The organism is Pseudorhodobacter ferrugineus DSM 5888 (assembly GCF_000420745.1).
Taxonomy (GTDB): domain Bacteria; phylum Pseudomonadota; class Alphaproteobacteria; order Rhodobacterales; family Rhodobacteraceae; genus Pseudorhodobacter; species Pseudorhodobacter ferrugineus.
On record NZ_ATVN01000012.1, the window covers coordinates 1 to 14,649 of the forward strand.

Genomic DNA, 14,649 nt, shown 5'->3' on the forward strand with positions numbered 1-14,649 from the left:
AACAGCATTGACGCCATCATGACATAGAGAACATAACTAATGGGTGGGTCAAATCGCGGTGACAATGCCGGGTCAGTTCTCAGTGACAATCAACAGTTTGAGTTCTTCGGACCACCAGCTCACGTCGTGCGAGACAAATGTAAAACCATCCCACAACGCATAGCCAAACGGTGCGAAAGGGCCAAATTCGATGGCCGAGGCGCTGAATATCCGCTGTAAGAAGACGATAAAGATTTGCTGCAACACCATGAGCAAGCCGATCCACGCAACCGCACGGCCAAGGGTGTTGGCAAACCATTCCAGCCCGCGCACAACGCCCCACATAATGGATTTGCGCCAGATGCCCACGGCCGTCAGGATCAGGAATGCGGTAAAGACGACAAAGAAAAAATCTTTGCTGGCGCCGTAAAAGATAAAGCGCCCCAGCGCTTGCTTGGCCTCTACCGTTTCGAGTTTACCCAATTCACCCAGCCAGGCAAGCCATTCCCCCGGATGCGTGATCGCATAGAAGAAGTGGACAAATGACATGGCGATGTTGGAAAATAGTGCGGAAATGCTGTCGAGCATTTCGATCCCCCCCTGCAGGAACGTCGCAGCAGTTAACCTGCCAAGACAGAGCCCCCGGCCATTGGCCGGGGGAGTTTTCAATCTGCCAAAGGGCGGATTACATGGACTGAGTGCGTGTCCGCTGACGGGTATAGGCACCGTCTGACTTGTCGATCCAAGCTGCGGAAGACTTCATCGAAGCCATGTAGCTGTCGTAGACGCGCTTATATAGATCATCGCCCATATTCTCGTCGTGGACTTCCTGGCTTGCCTTGGCAAACGCATCCCAAACGCTGTCTGGGAATTCCAGAGTTTTCACGCCAGCTGCCTGCAAACGGGTCAATGCAGCACCGTTGTTGGACAAGAACTGAGCGAGGTTCCACTGGTGGCCTTCGCCTGCTGCAACTTCCACAATTTTCTGCTGGGCTGGGGTCAGCGATTCAAACACTTCGCGGTTCATCGCCAAGGATAGGCCTGCACCTGGCTCGTGGAAGCCTGCGGTGTAGTAAAACTTGGTGATTTCCTGAAAGCCGGCCTTTTCGTCAGCCCATGGGCCGATCCATTCGGTGCCGTCAATCGCGCCAGACGCCAAGGCCTGGTACACTTCACCGCCTGGAAGGTTCTGAACAGATGCGCCCAGCTTGCCCAGCGCTTTACCGCCAAGACCTGGCATACGGAATTTCAAACCGTTGAAGTCATCTGCCGAGGTGATTTCTTTGCGGAACCAACCACCCGACTGCGCGCCGGTATTGCCACCAAGGAAGGATTTCAGACCAAAGGTCTGGCCCAGCTCATCATGGAAGTCGTGGCCGCCACCGTGGTAGTACCAGTTTGCCAGTTCTTGCGCCGTCATCCCCATTGGGACGCAGGTAAAGAACGCATAGGAAGGGTGCTGACCTACAAAGTAATAGTCTGCACCGTGATACATATCTGCTTGACCCGAGGTTACGGCGTCAAACACTTCAAACGCGCCAACCAGTTCGCCAGCGGCTTTCAGATCGACAGTCAACTGACCATCGGTCATGGCAGTAATCAGATCAGCATCGCGCTGCGCAGAATCGTGCACACCGGCAAGGCCACGGCCCCATGTGGTGACCATGGTCAACGTGCGGTTGCCTTGCGCATACATCGGGGCCGCCAGCGTGGACGCTGCGGCAGCGGTCGCACCACCGATGGTGGCTTTGGTCAAAAATGAACGACGGTCCATATAGTTCTCCTCCCATGAGACTCCCCGCTTTTTTGTGGCGGGTTTACTTTTAACGTTTTGGGACACTAGCGGGGGATTTCGACGCAAGGAATACCTAGTACTACGTAGAACTGGCAGAAGTGGATAGAAAATAAGACCAGTTGGGGCGTTAACATTTGCAGGATGCCGACATTGGCGCGAAATTGACGGGCATTGACGCTGGTTCGGTATCAACGGCATCTTACGATTCGTGGGCATTGCGCGAGACGGAGGCGGGATAAGGTGCAGCAAGGGCTGGCGTGGAGTTTTGGCAAAAAGCTAAGCTATGGGCAAAAGATTTTTCTTTTGGCTACGCTGCCGCTGGTTTTTGCGATGCTGACCGTCGGCTTTATTGTCTTGCAGGAGGCGCGCGGGGTTGCAGAGCGCGAAATTGCAGTGCTTGAGGCGGAATTGATAGCGGCCAAGAAGGCCGAGCTGCGCAATTATGTATCAATCGCACGTACCGCATTTGGCCCCGTCTACGGCAATGCGCTACCCGATGACGAGATCGCCAAGCGCGAGGTGTTGCAGATTTTGGCAGCGATGACCTATGGCAACGAAGGATTCTATTTCGTCTATGATTATGAGGGCACCAACCTTGTCAGCCCGCGCCAAACCTGGCTAATCGAGAAAAACTGGGCCGGCCTTAGCGATTCCAATGGTGTGCCGGTGGTGGATGAGTTGATCCGGCTGGCGCGGCAAGGATCGGGGTATCATACCTACACTTGGCCGAAACCTAACTCGGGTAAGCCTGCGACGATGGTGTCTTATGTAATTGGTTTGCAGGATTGGCATTGGGCGATTGGGACGGGGATTTTTATTGATGATGTGTTGGCTTCGGTGGCGTCGGCGCGCGCGCAGACCAAAGCACGGGTACAACGGACCTTTCTATATATCGGTGGTATCACATCGGCGGCGGTTTTCGCGGTGTTCTTATCAGGATTGTTTTTGAACCTGCGCGAACGCCGCCTTGCAGAAGATAAGCTGAAGGCGCTGACCCAACGGGTGTTTGACACCCAAGAGGAAGAGCGTGGCCGTGTGGCACGGGAATTGCACGACAGTATCAGCCAGATTTTAGTCGGCGTCCGATATACGCTGGAACTGGCGCGGCGCAGGCAGACGACAGGGGATACGCGCGCAGGGGATAGCCTGAGTTCAGGCATCACGCATTTGAACGGCGCGATCCAAGAGGTCCGCCGCATCAGCCGAGATTTGCGTCCCGGCGTGTTGGATGACCTTGGTCTTGGCCCTGCCCTGCAATCGCTGGCCGAAGAGTTTGGCGCGCGCACGGGGATTGAGGTTGATTTTGAAACGGTTGTGTTCCGCAACCGGCTTGACCAAGACGCCAAAATCGCGCTTTACCGCGTCGCCCAAGAGGCGCTGACAAATGTTGAGCGGCACTCGGGGGCCACACGGGTCAACATGCTGGTCCGTGGCACAAAATTAGGGGCGGTCCTTCGCATTCAAGACAACGGTCGCGGCATGCCGGAGACTGGATCCGAGCCCTCTGGTTTGGGGCTGCGAAATATGGCAGAACGAATGGCACGCCTTGATGGCACGCTGCGTGTCATTTCAACCAAAACAGGCTTGATGATTGAGGCGCAGGTCCCGCTGACTCATATGCTGACCCCTATCGCAAAAAACCCTGTAGGCCTATCCAAAGGCCAAGACGCAAAGGCAAACCAATGACAGACCCTATTCGCGTTTTGATCGTGGATGATCATCCGATGGTCGCCCAAGGTATCAGTGCCATTTTGGAAACCTATGATGATATTATGGTGGTCGGCACATTGTGCAACGGGCGCGAGGCGATTGACCAGATTGCAGGACTCGATCCTGACGTGATGTTGCTGGACCTGAACATGCCCTTGGTCAATGGGTTGAACGCGACCGAGATCATTCTGGAGCAGCGCCCCGACACCCGCATTCTGATCCTGTCGATGCATGACAGCCCCGAATACATCAGCGCCGCTCTCAATCATGGCGCTATGGGCTACCTGCTAAAGGATGTTCCAACCGAAGAAATCAAGCAGGCCATTGATGCAGTGATGGGTGGCGAGCGCTATCTTTGCGCCGGTGCGGCGAGTGCGATCCGCCCCACCAACGGTGATACACGTGAGGCACTGACTAGCCGCGAGCAGATGATTTTGTTGGAACTGGCGCAAGGCAAATCTAACAAAGACGTTGCGTTGGCCTTGGACATTTCGGTGCGCACAGTCGAAACCCACCGCAAGAATATCAAACGCAAGCTGGGTATTTCTTCCACCGCAGGCTTGACCCGCTATGCGATGGAACATGGCGTGCTGCAAGGCACGGGAAACTAATACGCCATTTCATCTTTGCTTGAGTACTCCGTTTACGTTGGATCCAAAAACCAATGTTCAGTTATGTTTGCATCGGCTCCAATAAACTGCCCAGCGCGGTCACGCTTTGGGGTGCTGTGATGGCTCCATTGGGGCAAGCCCGTTGCGACCGGAACCTAGCAGAAGGCAACGGTACGTGGTGTCTTGACTGGCCGGTCGCCGTGCGTAGGTAGAAGCTGTTTATTAGGCCAAAATAATACAAGGCGCCGCTTGCAAAGCGCCGCCCTGTCTGCGTCGCCAGCTTGGATCGCATTTCTATGCGGCCTCTAACTGTGCGCCCCAAACAGCAAAAATCCAACGCGGTTTGTTACGACGACGATTAGGCACAACCCAGGGCGCAAGAAATCACCTCACCTTTCGCGCTTCTTACGCTTTATCTAACAATTTTGTAACTTTAAGTAAGTTTCTTTCCGGACTGCGACACTTTATTTCAACTTTTCGGTGTTGACGCGCCTTTTGACCCGCCATATGGTCCCAACCGAAGCCAGAGGGTTAGGCGCATGAACAGACTTGTAGTGGTCATTTTGAAAAGGCGTATGGGCCGGTAGCGGAAAACCATTTACAAACCCCATGCGCCTCCGCTTTACCCCCGGGGGCTTTTTGTTGCGATAGGGCCGCAATCTGCGGAGACAGAGGAAGAGAAGACGATGGCACAGGTAATGACTGGCGCGGAAATGGTGGTTCAGGCCATGAAGGATCAGGGCGTAGAGGTGGTATTTGGCTATCCAGGCGGGGCAGTCCTGCCGATTTATGACGCCATTTTCCAGCAAAACGACATTCGCCACGTCATGGTACGTCATGAACAGGGGGCTGTTCATATGGCCGAAGGCTATGCCCGGTCAACCGGCAAGCCTGGCGTTGTGCTGGTAACCTCGGGCCCTGGTGCAACCAATGCGGTGACTGGGTTGACCGATGCCTTGATGGATAGCATTCCTTTGGTCGTTTTCACGGGACAAGTTCCGACCTTTATGATCGGCACCGACGGGTTCCAAGAGGCGGATACCGTTGGCATTACCCGCCCCTGCACCAAACATAACTGGCTGGTGAAAGATACGGAAAAGCTGGCCGAGACCATTCATCAGGCGTTTCATGTGGCCACGCATGGTCGCCCCGGCCCGGTTTTGATTGATATCCCCAAGGATGTGCAATTCGCCACGGGTGCATATATGGCGCCGCAAAAAGCCAAGGTGTCGCATTATCAGCCCAAGCTGAAGGGCAATATAGACGCGATCACCCAGATGGTCGAAATGATGGAAACCGCCGAACGGCCCGTGTTTTATACGGGTGGTGGCGTCATAAATTCGGGGCCTGCCGCCAGCCAATTGTTGCGCGAATTTGTAGAGGCGACGGGCTTTCCGATCACCTCGACCTTGATGGGATTGGGCAGTTATCCGGCCTCGGGCGATAAGTGGTTGGGGATGCTGGGCATGCACGGCACCTATGAGGCAAATCTGTGTATGCATGGCTGCGACTTGATGCTGAACATCGGGGCGCGGTTCGATGACAGGATCACGGGGCGGATTGCCGACTTTTCCCCGAACAGCCGCAAGGTGCATGTCGATATTGACGCGTCATCCCTGAACAAGGTGATCCGCGTGGATGTGCCGATTTTGGGCGATGTGGGGCATGTGTTGGAAGATGCGCTGCGGTTGTGGAAAGCTAGGGGCCGGAAGGTGAACAAGCCTGCGTTGGCCAAGTGGTGGAAGCAGATTGCCGAATGGCGTGCGGTGAATTGTCTTGATTACAAAAGCTCGGACACCGTGATTAAGCCACAATACGCTTTGCAGCGATTGGAAGCGCTAACCAAAGGCATGGACCGCTATATCACGACCGAAGTCGGCCAGCATCAGATGTGGGCAGCGCAGTTTTTGGGCTTTGAAGATCCGAACCGCTGGATGACATCGGGTGGTTTGGGGACGATGGGCTATGGGTTGCCCGCATCGATCGGGGTGCAGATTGCGCATCCCGATGCTTTGGTGATCAACGTGGCGGGTGAAGCATCTTGGTTGATGAATATGCAAGAAATGGGCACAGCCATGCAGTTTCGTGCCCCTGCCAAGCAGTTCATCTTGAACAATGAACGTTTGGGCATGGTGCGCCAGTGGCAGCAATTGTTGCACGGCGAGCGGTATTCACAAAGCTGGTCGGAAAGCCTGCCCGATTTTGTGAAACTGGCCGAGGCCTTTGGCTGCAAGGGTATCAAATGTTCGGACCCCAAGGATCTGGATGACGCGATCATGGAAATGATCCGCTATGACGGGCCGGTGATTTTCGATTGTCTGGTAGAAAAACATGAAAACTGTTTCCCGATGATCCCATCGGGCAAGCCGCATAACGAGATGCTGTTGGGCGAGGCAGATACGGCGGGCGCCATCGGGGCCAAGGGTGCTGTGTTGGTCTGATGCCGCGCTGAATTGACAACGCCGGGGGTTTCACACCCCCGGACCCAAACCAAACGCCGGGGGTTTCACACCCCCGGACCCCCGTGGGGTATTTTTACCGAAAAGAAAGGGCGCGAAAATGTCGCCGCTGAATATAAAACAAGGGTCTACAAGCCATTCTGCCTATGATCTGCGCGATCCGAATGGAGATGTGATAGAACAGCATACGCTTGCGGTGCTGGTTGACAACGAAAGTGGCGTTTTGGCACGGGTAATCGGGCTGTTTTCCGGTCGCGGTTATAACATCGACAGCCTAACTGTGGCGGAAGTGGACCATGAAGGCAAACGGTCGCGGATTACCATTGTTACGCGCGGAACCCCGCAAGTGATTGTGCAGATAAAAGCGCAGTTGGGCCGGATTGTACCCGTGCATGAAGTACATGACCTGACCGTTGAGGGGCCATCTGTTCAGCGCGAATTGGCGCTATTCAAGGTGGCAGGCAAGGGTGATGCGCGAATTGAAGCGTTGCGGTTAGCTGAAATTTTCCGCGCCAATGTGGTCGACAGCACGTTGGAAAGTTTTGTGTTTGAGATGACGGGCACGCCGGAAAAGATTGATGCGTTTGCCGATTTGATGCGGCCTTTGGGGCTGCGCGAGATTGCGCGGACGGGGGTTGCGGCCCTTTCGCGCGGGGCATGAGCATATGGGGTTTCGCTTGGCAGCTGTGATGCGGCCAGTGATTTACGGCATAACCTTGCTGTCGTTGAGCGCGGTGGCGCAGGCTGATGGCTATGCCGACTATGGCAAACCAGAGCAGTGCGGCACCTACTCGGCCGCAGAATACACGCGAGAAGGTTGGTTTGCGGGGGGGGAGGGTGGGTCAATGGCATTGACTGACGCGCAATCCGTACGCGGGTTGAATGCGCTGCTTTTTGCCGGAGTTATCACCGAAGAAGGTGCAAATGAGTCTGCGGGGCGGGTTATGGCTGCCCGTGGTCCTTTGTTGGGGGCCACGGGGGCAATGGCCGAAGAGGTTTTGGTGATCATCACACCGCAGGGTATACGGCTTTTGCAGCGCTGCCCTTGATGCGTTGGGCATCAAGGCGTGCTTTCAGTAGCTTTCTAGCGCGATACGCTGTCGGTATTTGATCAACGCCCTTCAAACTGCGCAGGACGCTTTTCCAAAAACGCGATCACGCCTTCCTTGAAATCATGGGTCAGACCACAGGCGCCTTGCAGCTGCGCCTCGAGCGTCAACTGTTGGTCCAAAGTGTTGGAATGGCTGGTCCGGATCGCAGTTTTCACGCCTTTGTAGGCCGCAGTCGGGCCTTTGGCCAAATGGGCGGCGCGGGCCTGCCAATGGGCTGCAAAGCTATCGTCAGGAATGGATTCGTAAATCATGCCCCAAGCCGCTGCCTGATCGGCGCTGATTCTATCGGCAAAAAGGGCGGCCCCCATCGCGCGGGCCGAGCCGATCTGGCGTGGCAACCAATAGGTTCCTCCTGCATCGGGGATCAGGCCAATGCGGGTAAAGGCCTGTATAAAGCTGGCCGATTGCGCCGCGATGACCACATCGGCGGCAAGCGCGACATTAGCCCCTGCCCCTGCCGCGGGCCCGTTCACGGCCGAAATCGTGGGGATCGGGCAATCGTAAATCGCGCGCAGCAAGGGTTCGTATTCATCGCGCAAGGTGCGTTCCAGATCAATGTTTGCAATCTGCGCGCGGTCGCCCAAATCCTGACCCGAACAAAACGCGCGCCCTGCCCCTGTCAGCACCAAGGCCCGCATGCTTTTACTCGCGTCTTTCACGGCATAGGTCAGCTCGGCCCGCATTTGGGTGGACAGCGCATTCATCACCTCTGGGCGGTTCAGGGTGATAACCCCCAAGCCGTCGGTTTCAGAATAAGTAATGGTTTCAAACTGCATGTCGGTTTCCTTTGTGGTTTGGCCGCAGCATAGCGGGCGCGCCCCAAAGGGAAAGCAGAACGATACGTCAGTCTTTCAAAATTTCGGCAAGCCGCATTTCTTCGTCTTGCGACAGGTCGGTGGTGCCCGTCTCGGCCGCCCCGCGACGGCGACTCACATAGGTGCCTGCCACAATGCCGCCAAGGGACAGCATTAAAGGCCCTGCAATCCACAGGATCAAGTTGGTCCCTTTCGATGTCGGGTTCAGCAGCACATATTCACCATAGCGATCAACAATATAGGCAATTGCGGCTGTATCGGTATCACCCGCCACCAGCCGTTCGCGCAGCAATAGCCGCAAGTCGCGCGCAAGGTCGGCGTTGCTGTCGTCGATATTCTCATTCCGGCAGACAAGGCAACGCAGATCCTTGGACAAGGTGCGCGCGCGGGCCTCGAGTGCCGGATCGGACAGTATTTCATCGGGCTGCACCGCCAAAACCGGCGTGGCAATCAGGGCAAGCGAGAGGATAAGAGGACGCATCATTCCGCAGGCACCGCCTTTGTTGCCCGCGCCCGTGCGCCTGCCGCCACGCGGTAGCGCCTGTCTGCAAGGCTGATAAATCCTCCCAAGGCCATCAACATAGACCCGCCCCAAATCCAGTTGGCGAAGGGTTTGAAATAGCTACGCACCGCCCATGACCCGTCATCTTGTGCGTCGCCAATGACCATATAGAGGTCGCGGGTAAAACCGTAATCAATCCCTGCCTCGGTCGTGGGCATAGCGGCCACGGGATAAACCCGTTTTTCGGGGTAAACGGTCGCGACCGCCGCACCATTATGGGTGATGTCCATCCGCGCCATTGTTGTAAAATAGTTCGGCCCTGTTTCCTTTTCAACAGAGGTTAAGGTGACGGTGTACCCTTCAAGATCATAGCTTTCGCCTACCTGCATGGTCCGTATATCTTCGACCTGCCAGGCCATCATCGCGGCCACGGCAAAAACGGTGACGCCAAAACCAGTATGGGCTGTGAATTTGCCCCAATCAGCGCGCGGCAAGCGCAGGATGCGGCCCATCCGGTCTGCGACGGACCCACGCCCCGATCTCAGCCACAGATCCACCATCGCGCCAAACACGACCCAAGCGCCAAGCCCGAGGCCGATAGGCCCAAGCGCCGAGCGGCCAGTTTGCATGGCAAAGGCCAACAGCCCTAACGACACTGCCAGCACCATTGCAGGTATCAAAGCACGAAGCGGACGGCCCAAGACGGCACGTTTCCACGACAAGATTGCACCCAAAGGTAGCAGTAAGGCCAGCACAATCATAAACGGGGTAAAGGCGGCGTTAAAGAACGGCTCCCCCACGCTGAGCTTGCGATCCCAAAGAAGTTCCGCGACTAATGGCCAGATTGTGCCGACAAAAACCACCATACAAGACACGGCCAGCAACAGGTTGTTGACGACCAATGCGCTTTCGCGGCTGACGGGAGCGAACAGGCCTTTGGCCTCCATCGCACCCGCACGGAACGCAAACAGCATCAATGCGCCGCCCATAAAGAAGGCGAGGATCAGCAGAATGAACACGCCGCGTTCAGGGTCATTGGCAAAGGCATGGACCGAGGTGATAACGCCGGAGCGGACGATAAACGTACCTATAAGCGAAAAGCCAAAGGCAAGAATGGCGAGCAGGATGGTCCACGCCTTCAACGCCTCGCGTTTTTCCACCACGATGGCAGAATGCAAGAGAGCTGCTCCGATCAGCCAAGGCATAAAGCTTGCGTTTTCTACCGGATCCCAGAACCAAAACCCGCCCCAACCAAGTTCGTAATAGGCCCACCACGACCCCAAAGCGATACCGATGGTCAGAAAAACCCACGCAGCCAAGGTCCACGGACGGACCCAGCGGCCCCAAGCGGCATCGACGCGCCCCTCAATCAGTGCAGCAACCGCAAAAGAAAATGCAACCGACATGCCGACATAGCCGAGATAGAGAAACGGTGGATGAAAGGCCAACCCGGGATCTTGCAACAGGGGGTTCAGGTCTTGGCCGTTGAAGGGCGGCACAGCCAAGCGCACAAAGGGATTCGAGGTGAATAGCATAAACGCAAGGAACGCCACGCCAATACTGCCCTGCACGCCCAAAACCCGCGCCCGCAGGGTTGGCGGCAAGTTGGTACCAAACCATGCGACCGACGCGCCAAAGGCCGCCAAGATCAATGACCAGAGCAGCAAAGACCCTTCGTGGTTGCCCCAAACGCCCGCCACTTTGTAAAGCATCGGCTTTAACGTGTGAGAGTTGTTGACGACCAGGGCCACGGAAAAGTCTGACGTGACAAAGGCATAGGTCAGGGCGGCAAAGCTGGTGGCGACAAGGAGAAGCTGCACACTTGCAGCCACCTCGCCAGCGGCCATCCATCCGGTCCAGCGAAAATGCGCGCCCACCAAAGGCATGACAGTTTGGATCATCGCCACAAACAAAGCGAGGATAAGTACGAAATGGCCAAGCTCGACAATCATTGGGGCATCCTGTTTGCACACGTTATCGTTAGCCTAGCGTGATTTTGCGGTGGGGCCAATGGGGATGCGTTAAGCCGTCGCAGTCATGTGATCAAGACATGCGGCGCGAAGCGGCGCGGCGGGTAGACAGCAAAAGATTAGTTTCGGACGTTACAACCCCATCAATTTCGCGCACCCGAAACATCACCTCGTCCAGTTCAGGCAAGGTTGACGTACCGATTTCGGCAATCAAGTCCCATCGCCCATTGGTCGAATGCACAGCAATCACGGCCGGAATACCCGCCAGCCGGGCCATCGTCTTTTCCGCACCTCGACCCTCGATCCCGATCATCATAAGCGCGCGCACGGGGGACGCCATTACATCACCGCGCGTCAGAACTGAAAACCCTGCGATCTCGCCCGAGGCTTGCAATCTTTCCATCCGCGCGCGCACTGTCGCACGAGCCAGCCCCAGCCGCCCCGCAAGGTCAGACAGCGATGCGCGGCCATCGCGGCGCAATTCAGCAATCAAGGCGTGATCAATATCGTCCATTTCGGCGTTCTTACCTTGCATTATGTACGTAAGATTAGTCAAATTGGCAAAAATATAGATATTTTCTGCCGGTATATCAAAGCAAATCTGGCATAACCCTGACATGGAGTTTTCAATGCCCAAGCACTGCATTCTGATCGGCGCCCCAATTGACGCAGGCCAACGCCGCGCCGGCTGTCTTATGGGGCCCGCTGCCTACCGTGTTGCGGGCCTTGCGCAAACCCTGCGCGACCTTGGGCACGGCGTCGAGGATATGGGCGATGTGGATATTGTTCCTGCAACAGATGCCACCTGCGATAACCCCGCAGTGCATTCTCTGGCCGAAGTTGTGGGGTGGTCGAACGCCCTGCGCACCGCGACAGATAGCGCGCTGAACACGGGATTTCCGATCATCATGGGTGGCGACCACTCATTGGCTTTGGGTTCGGTCGCAGGGGCTGCGGCCCATGCTGCGGCCAAAGGTAAGCCGTTGTTTTTGTTGTGGCTGGATGCGCATTCCGACTTTCACACCCCCTTAACCACGACGAGCGGCAACTTGCATGGTACGCCCGTCGCCTATTTCACCGGGCGTGACGGATTTGATGCCTTTGGCCCCTTCCCTGCCGTGATCCCACCAGAGAACATCTGCCTGTTCGGCATCCGCTCGGTTGACCCTGCAGAGCACGCGGCGTTGCTGGAACATGATATTGAAATCAATGACATGCGCGTGCTGGATGAATATGGCATCGTCAAGCCCCTGCGCGACTTTCTGGATAAGGTCGTGGCGGCGGGCGGTATGCTGCATGTGTCGCTGGACGTGGATTTTCTGGACCCGTCGATTGCACCGGCTGTGGGCACCACGGTGCCGGGTGGCACCACGATCCGCGAGGCGCATTTGGTGATGGAATTGCTGCATGAAAGCGGGCTTGTCACTTCGCTAGATCTGGTAGAGCTGAACCCGTTCCTTGACGAACGCGGGCGCACGGCACGCCTGATGGTTGATCTGGTGGCATCCTTGATGGGGCGCAAAGTGTTTGACCGGCCTACGCGGAGCTTTGGCTAATATGGCACCCAAACCCGCCCCTTTACGCCGCAATCTGGCCAAAGCGCCGGATGCCGTAATCATGATCCGCTCGCATGCGTTTCACCCAAACCCCGAAACCCATGCCGACAACGCCTTTCAACGCAAAGCAAATGCCGCACGGGATGCGGGATCGGTGCATACATTGGCCGAGTTTGACGTGGGCGTGGCACAGCTGCACAGCGCAGGCGTGAGGGTGCTTGTGTTTGATGATGATGACAGCTGCGACACGCCGGATTCGGTTTTCCCGAACAACTGGTTTTCCACCCAGACCGGCGGGCATGTGGCTGTGTATCCGATGTTTGCCCCATCGCGGCGGCGCGAACGGCGGCAGGATGTGCTGGACTTTCTGAAAACTGCTTACCGCGTACAAGACATCATTGACTATTCATGGCTGGAACAGGACGGGCTAGCGCTGGAAGGCACAGGGGCGATGGTGCTTGACCATATCCGCCGCATTGCGTTCACCTTGAAATCCAACCGCGCTGATCCGATAGCCTTGGAACGGTTCTGCACCAATTTCGGTTATGAGCCGATGATATTTGACGCGCATGACCATGAGGGCAAAGAGATCTACCATACCAATGTATTGATGTGCATTGGCACCGATATGGCAATGGTCGGGCTGGAGCAAATCATCAACCCCGCGCGGCGCGCCGAGATTGTGGAACGGCTAGAAGAAACCGGACGCGAGGTAATTTTCCTGTCTTCCGTCAAGATTGCAGGATTTTCTGGAAATGCGATTGAGCTGACGGGTGACGCGGGCCGTTTTTTGTGCATGTCTACCACGACGCGGGAGTCCTTGAGTGCAGAAAACCGTGCGCGATTGGAAGGCATGATGCCACTCATGGCGCTGGATGTGCCAACGATTGAACTGGCGGGTGGATCGGTGCGCTGCATGATTGCAGACATCCATCTGACGCCACGTGCGGGCGCAACTGCCCAATAGCATTTTGCGCCCCCCGCAGAACGACCAAATGGAGACAAACATGAAGACCCCCTCGAAACAGGCCTATGTGCCTTTTGTCAGCGTTGCCAATATGATGAAGATCGTTCTTCATATTGGAATTGAACGCGTGATGGCCGATTTGGTGCAGGAAATCGAAGCTGATTTCCGGCGTTGGGGCAAATTTGACAAAACCCCGCGGGTAGCGAGCCATTCCGACGTGGGGGTGATCGAATTGATGCCAACCTCGGATGGGGAAACCTATGGGTTCAAATATGTGAACGGGCATCCATCCAACATGAAGAAAGGACTGCAAACCGTTACAGCCTTTGGACTTTTGGCAAGTGTCGATACGGGTTATCCGATCCTTTTGTCAGAAATGACTATTCTAACGGCGCTGCGCACAGCGGCGACCAGTGCGATGGCTGCCAAATGGTTGGCCCCCAAAGGCGCGCGCGTAATGGCGTTGATTGGCAATGGCGCGCAGGCCGAGTTTCAGGCGCTGGCGTTTAAGGCGATCTGCGGCATCGACGAGGTCCGATTTTACGACATTGACCCCGCCGCCACCGCAAAATGCGTGGCAAACCTGCAGGGGCGCGGGATCAAGTTGACAGCCTGTAAGACACCAGAGGCGGCGATTGAAGGTGCGCAGATCATCACCACTGTGACGGCGGACAAGCAATTAGCGACGATCCTGACCGATAACATGGTCGGCTCGGGCGTACATATCAACGGGGTCGGCGGTGACTGCCCTGGCAAGACCGAATTGCACCGCGACATTTTGCTGCGGTCGTCGATCTTTGTGGAGTACCCAGCGCAGACGCGAGTTGAAGGCGAGATCCAGCAACTGGACGCAGACCATCCGGTGACAGAGCTTTGGCAAGTGATTACAGGCGAATTGGCGGGCCGGACCAGTGCTGCGCAGGTTACCTTGTTCGATAGTGTGGGCTTTGCAATCGAGGACTTCTCGGCACTACGTTATATTCACAGCAAACTGGCCGAAACCGGCATGTGTGAGCAGTTGGATATTGTGGCCGACCCCGATGATCCAAGGGACTTGTTCGGGATGCTGCTCCGCTCTGCCTGAGCGGGTTTTGCAAGAGCGGATTTTGGACAAACAAGGGGGCGCTCGCGCCCCCTGAGGATATTTTAGTCGTAAAGACAGCGGACGTGTTT

The 14,649-nt window shown here is 56.2% G+C and carries 14 protein-coding genes; 8 read left to right on the plus strand and 6 right to left on the minus strand.

Translation table 11 applies throughout. The features are described from left to right. Positions 1 to 72: 72 nt before the first annotated feature. Positions 73 to 567, minus strand: a complete 495-nt coding sequence (locus G560_RS19110; protein WP_022704472.1) for a hypothetical protein — start codon at positions 565 to 567, stop codon at positions 73 to 75. Positions 568 to 664: 97 nt separating this feature from the next. Further along, positions 665 to 1,753 carry a TRAP transporter substrate-binding protein gene (locus G560_RS0111560; protein ID WP_022704473.1) on the minus strand — a complete coding sequence of 363 codons (1,089 nt, stop codon included), beginning with the start codon at positions 1,751 to 1,753 and terminating at the stop codon, positions 665 to 667. Positions 1,754 to 2,104: 351 nt separating this feature from the next. On the opposite strand from G560_RS0111560, the gene G560_RS19115 reads away from it, so the two are divergent. The 5 genes from G560_RS19115 to G560_RS0111585 all read left to right on the plus strand — a co-directional run bounded on the left by G560_RS19115 (position 2,105) and on the right by G560_RS0111585 (position 7,603). Continuing rightward, complete coding sequence (locus G560_RS19115) at positions 2,105 to 3,460, plus strand: cache domain-containing protein (protein ID WP_081647652.1); 1,356 nt, start codon at positions 2,105 to 2,107, stop codon at positions 3,458 to 3,460. After that, entirely contained in the window at positions 3,457 to 4,095 is a 639-nt protein-coding gene (locus G560_RS0111570; protein WP_022704475.1) for a response regulator transcription factor, read from the plus strand. The genes G560_RS19115 and G560_RS0111570 overlap by 4 nt, the downstream gene beginning before the upstream one ends. Before the next feature lie 686 nt (positions 4,096 to 4,781). Beyond that, positions 4,782 to 6,536 carry an acetolactate synthase 3 large subunit gene (locus tag G560_RS0111575; protein WP_022704476.1) on the plus strand — a complete coding sequence of 585 codons (1,755 nt, stop codon included), beginning with the start codon at positions 4,782 to 4,784 and terminating at the stop codon, positions 6,534 to 6,536. Positions 6,537 to 6,654: 118 nt separating this feature from the next. Then, a complete protein-coding gene (ilvN, locus tag G560_RS0111580) occupies positions 6,655 to 7,215 on the plus strand; it encodes an acetolactate synthase small subunit (protein ID WP_022704477.1) in 561 nt (186 codons plus the stop codon). Between the two features lie 28 nt (positions 7,216 to 7,243). Next, positions 7,244 to 7,603, plus strand: coding sequence for a hypothetical protein (locus G560_RS0111585; RefSeq protein ID WP_211215446.1), 360 nt, complete (start codon positions 7,244 to 7,246; stop codon positions 7,601 to 7,603). A 62-nt stretch (positions 7,604 to 7,665) separates the two neighbouring features. Here G560_RS0111585 and G560_RS0111590 read toward each other — a convergent pair whose 3' ends face one another. From G560_RS0111590 to G560_RS0111605, 4 genes are all read right to left on the minus strand, one after another. Further along, the gene (locus G560_RS0111590; RefSeq protein WP_022704479.1) at positions 7,666 to 8,442 is read right to left on the minus strand and encodes an enoyl-CoA hydratase-related protein; all 777 of its coding nucleotides are present in this window, start codon (positions 8,440 to 8,442) and stop codon (positions 7,666 to 7,668) included. A 67-nt stretch (positions 8,443 to 8,509) separates the two neighbouring features. Next, the gene (locus tag G560_RS0111595; protein WP_022704480.1) at positions 8,510 to 8,965 is read right to left on the minus strand and encodes a cytochrome c-type biogenesis protein; all 456 of its coding nucleotides are present in this window, start codon (positions 8,963 to 8,965) and stop codon (positions 8,510 to 8,512) included. Beyond that, positions 8,962 to 10,935 (minus strand): heme lyase CcmF/NrfE family subunit, encoded by a 1,974-nt coding sequence (locus G560_RS0111600; protein ID WP_022704481.1) that lies wholly within the window; start codon positions 10,933 to 10,935, stop codon positions 8,962 to 8,964. The genes G560_RS0111595 and G560_RS0111600 overlap by 4 nt, the downstream gene beginning before the upstream one ends. A 91-nt stretch (positions 10,936 to 11,026) precedes the next feature. Beyond that, positions 11,027 to 11,467 (minus strand): Lrp/AsnC family transcriptional regulator, encoded by a 441-nt coding sequence (locus G560_RS0111605; RefSeq protein WP_028914019.1) that lies wholly within the window; start codon positions 11,465 to 11,467, stop codon positions 11,027 to 11,029. A 115-nt stretch (positions 11,468 to 11,582) separates the two neighbouring features. Here G560_RS0111605 and rocF point away from each other — a divergent pair, with 115 nt between their 5' ends. The 3 genes from rocF to G560_RS0111620 are packed head-to-tail and all read left to right on the plus strand — an operon-like array spanning position 11,583 to position 14,560. Next, positions 11,583 to 12,509: an arginase gene (rocF, locus tag G560_RS0111610; protein WP_028914020.1), complete on the plus strand. Its 927-nt coding sequence runs from the start codon at positions 11,583 to 11,585 to the stop codon at positions 12,507 to 12,509. 1 nt (position 12,510) lies between these two features. Further along, positions 12,511 to 13,476 (plus strand): citrulline utilization hydrolase CtlX, encoded by a 966-nt coding sequence (ctlX, locus tag G560_RS0111615; protein ID WP_022704484.1) that lies wholly within the window; start codon positions 12,511 to 12,513, stop codon positions 13,474 to 13,476. A gap of 40 nt (positions 13,477 to 13,516) precedes the next feature. Continuing rightward, positions 13,517 to 14,560 carry an ornithine cyclodeaminase gene (locus G560_RS0111620; protein WP_028914022.1) on the plus strand — a complete coding sequence of 348 codons (1,044 nt, stop codon included), beginning with the start codon at positions 13,517 to 13,519 and terminating at the stop codon, positions 14,558 to 14,560. Positions 14,561 to 14,649 lie beyond the last annotated feature (89 nt).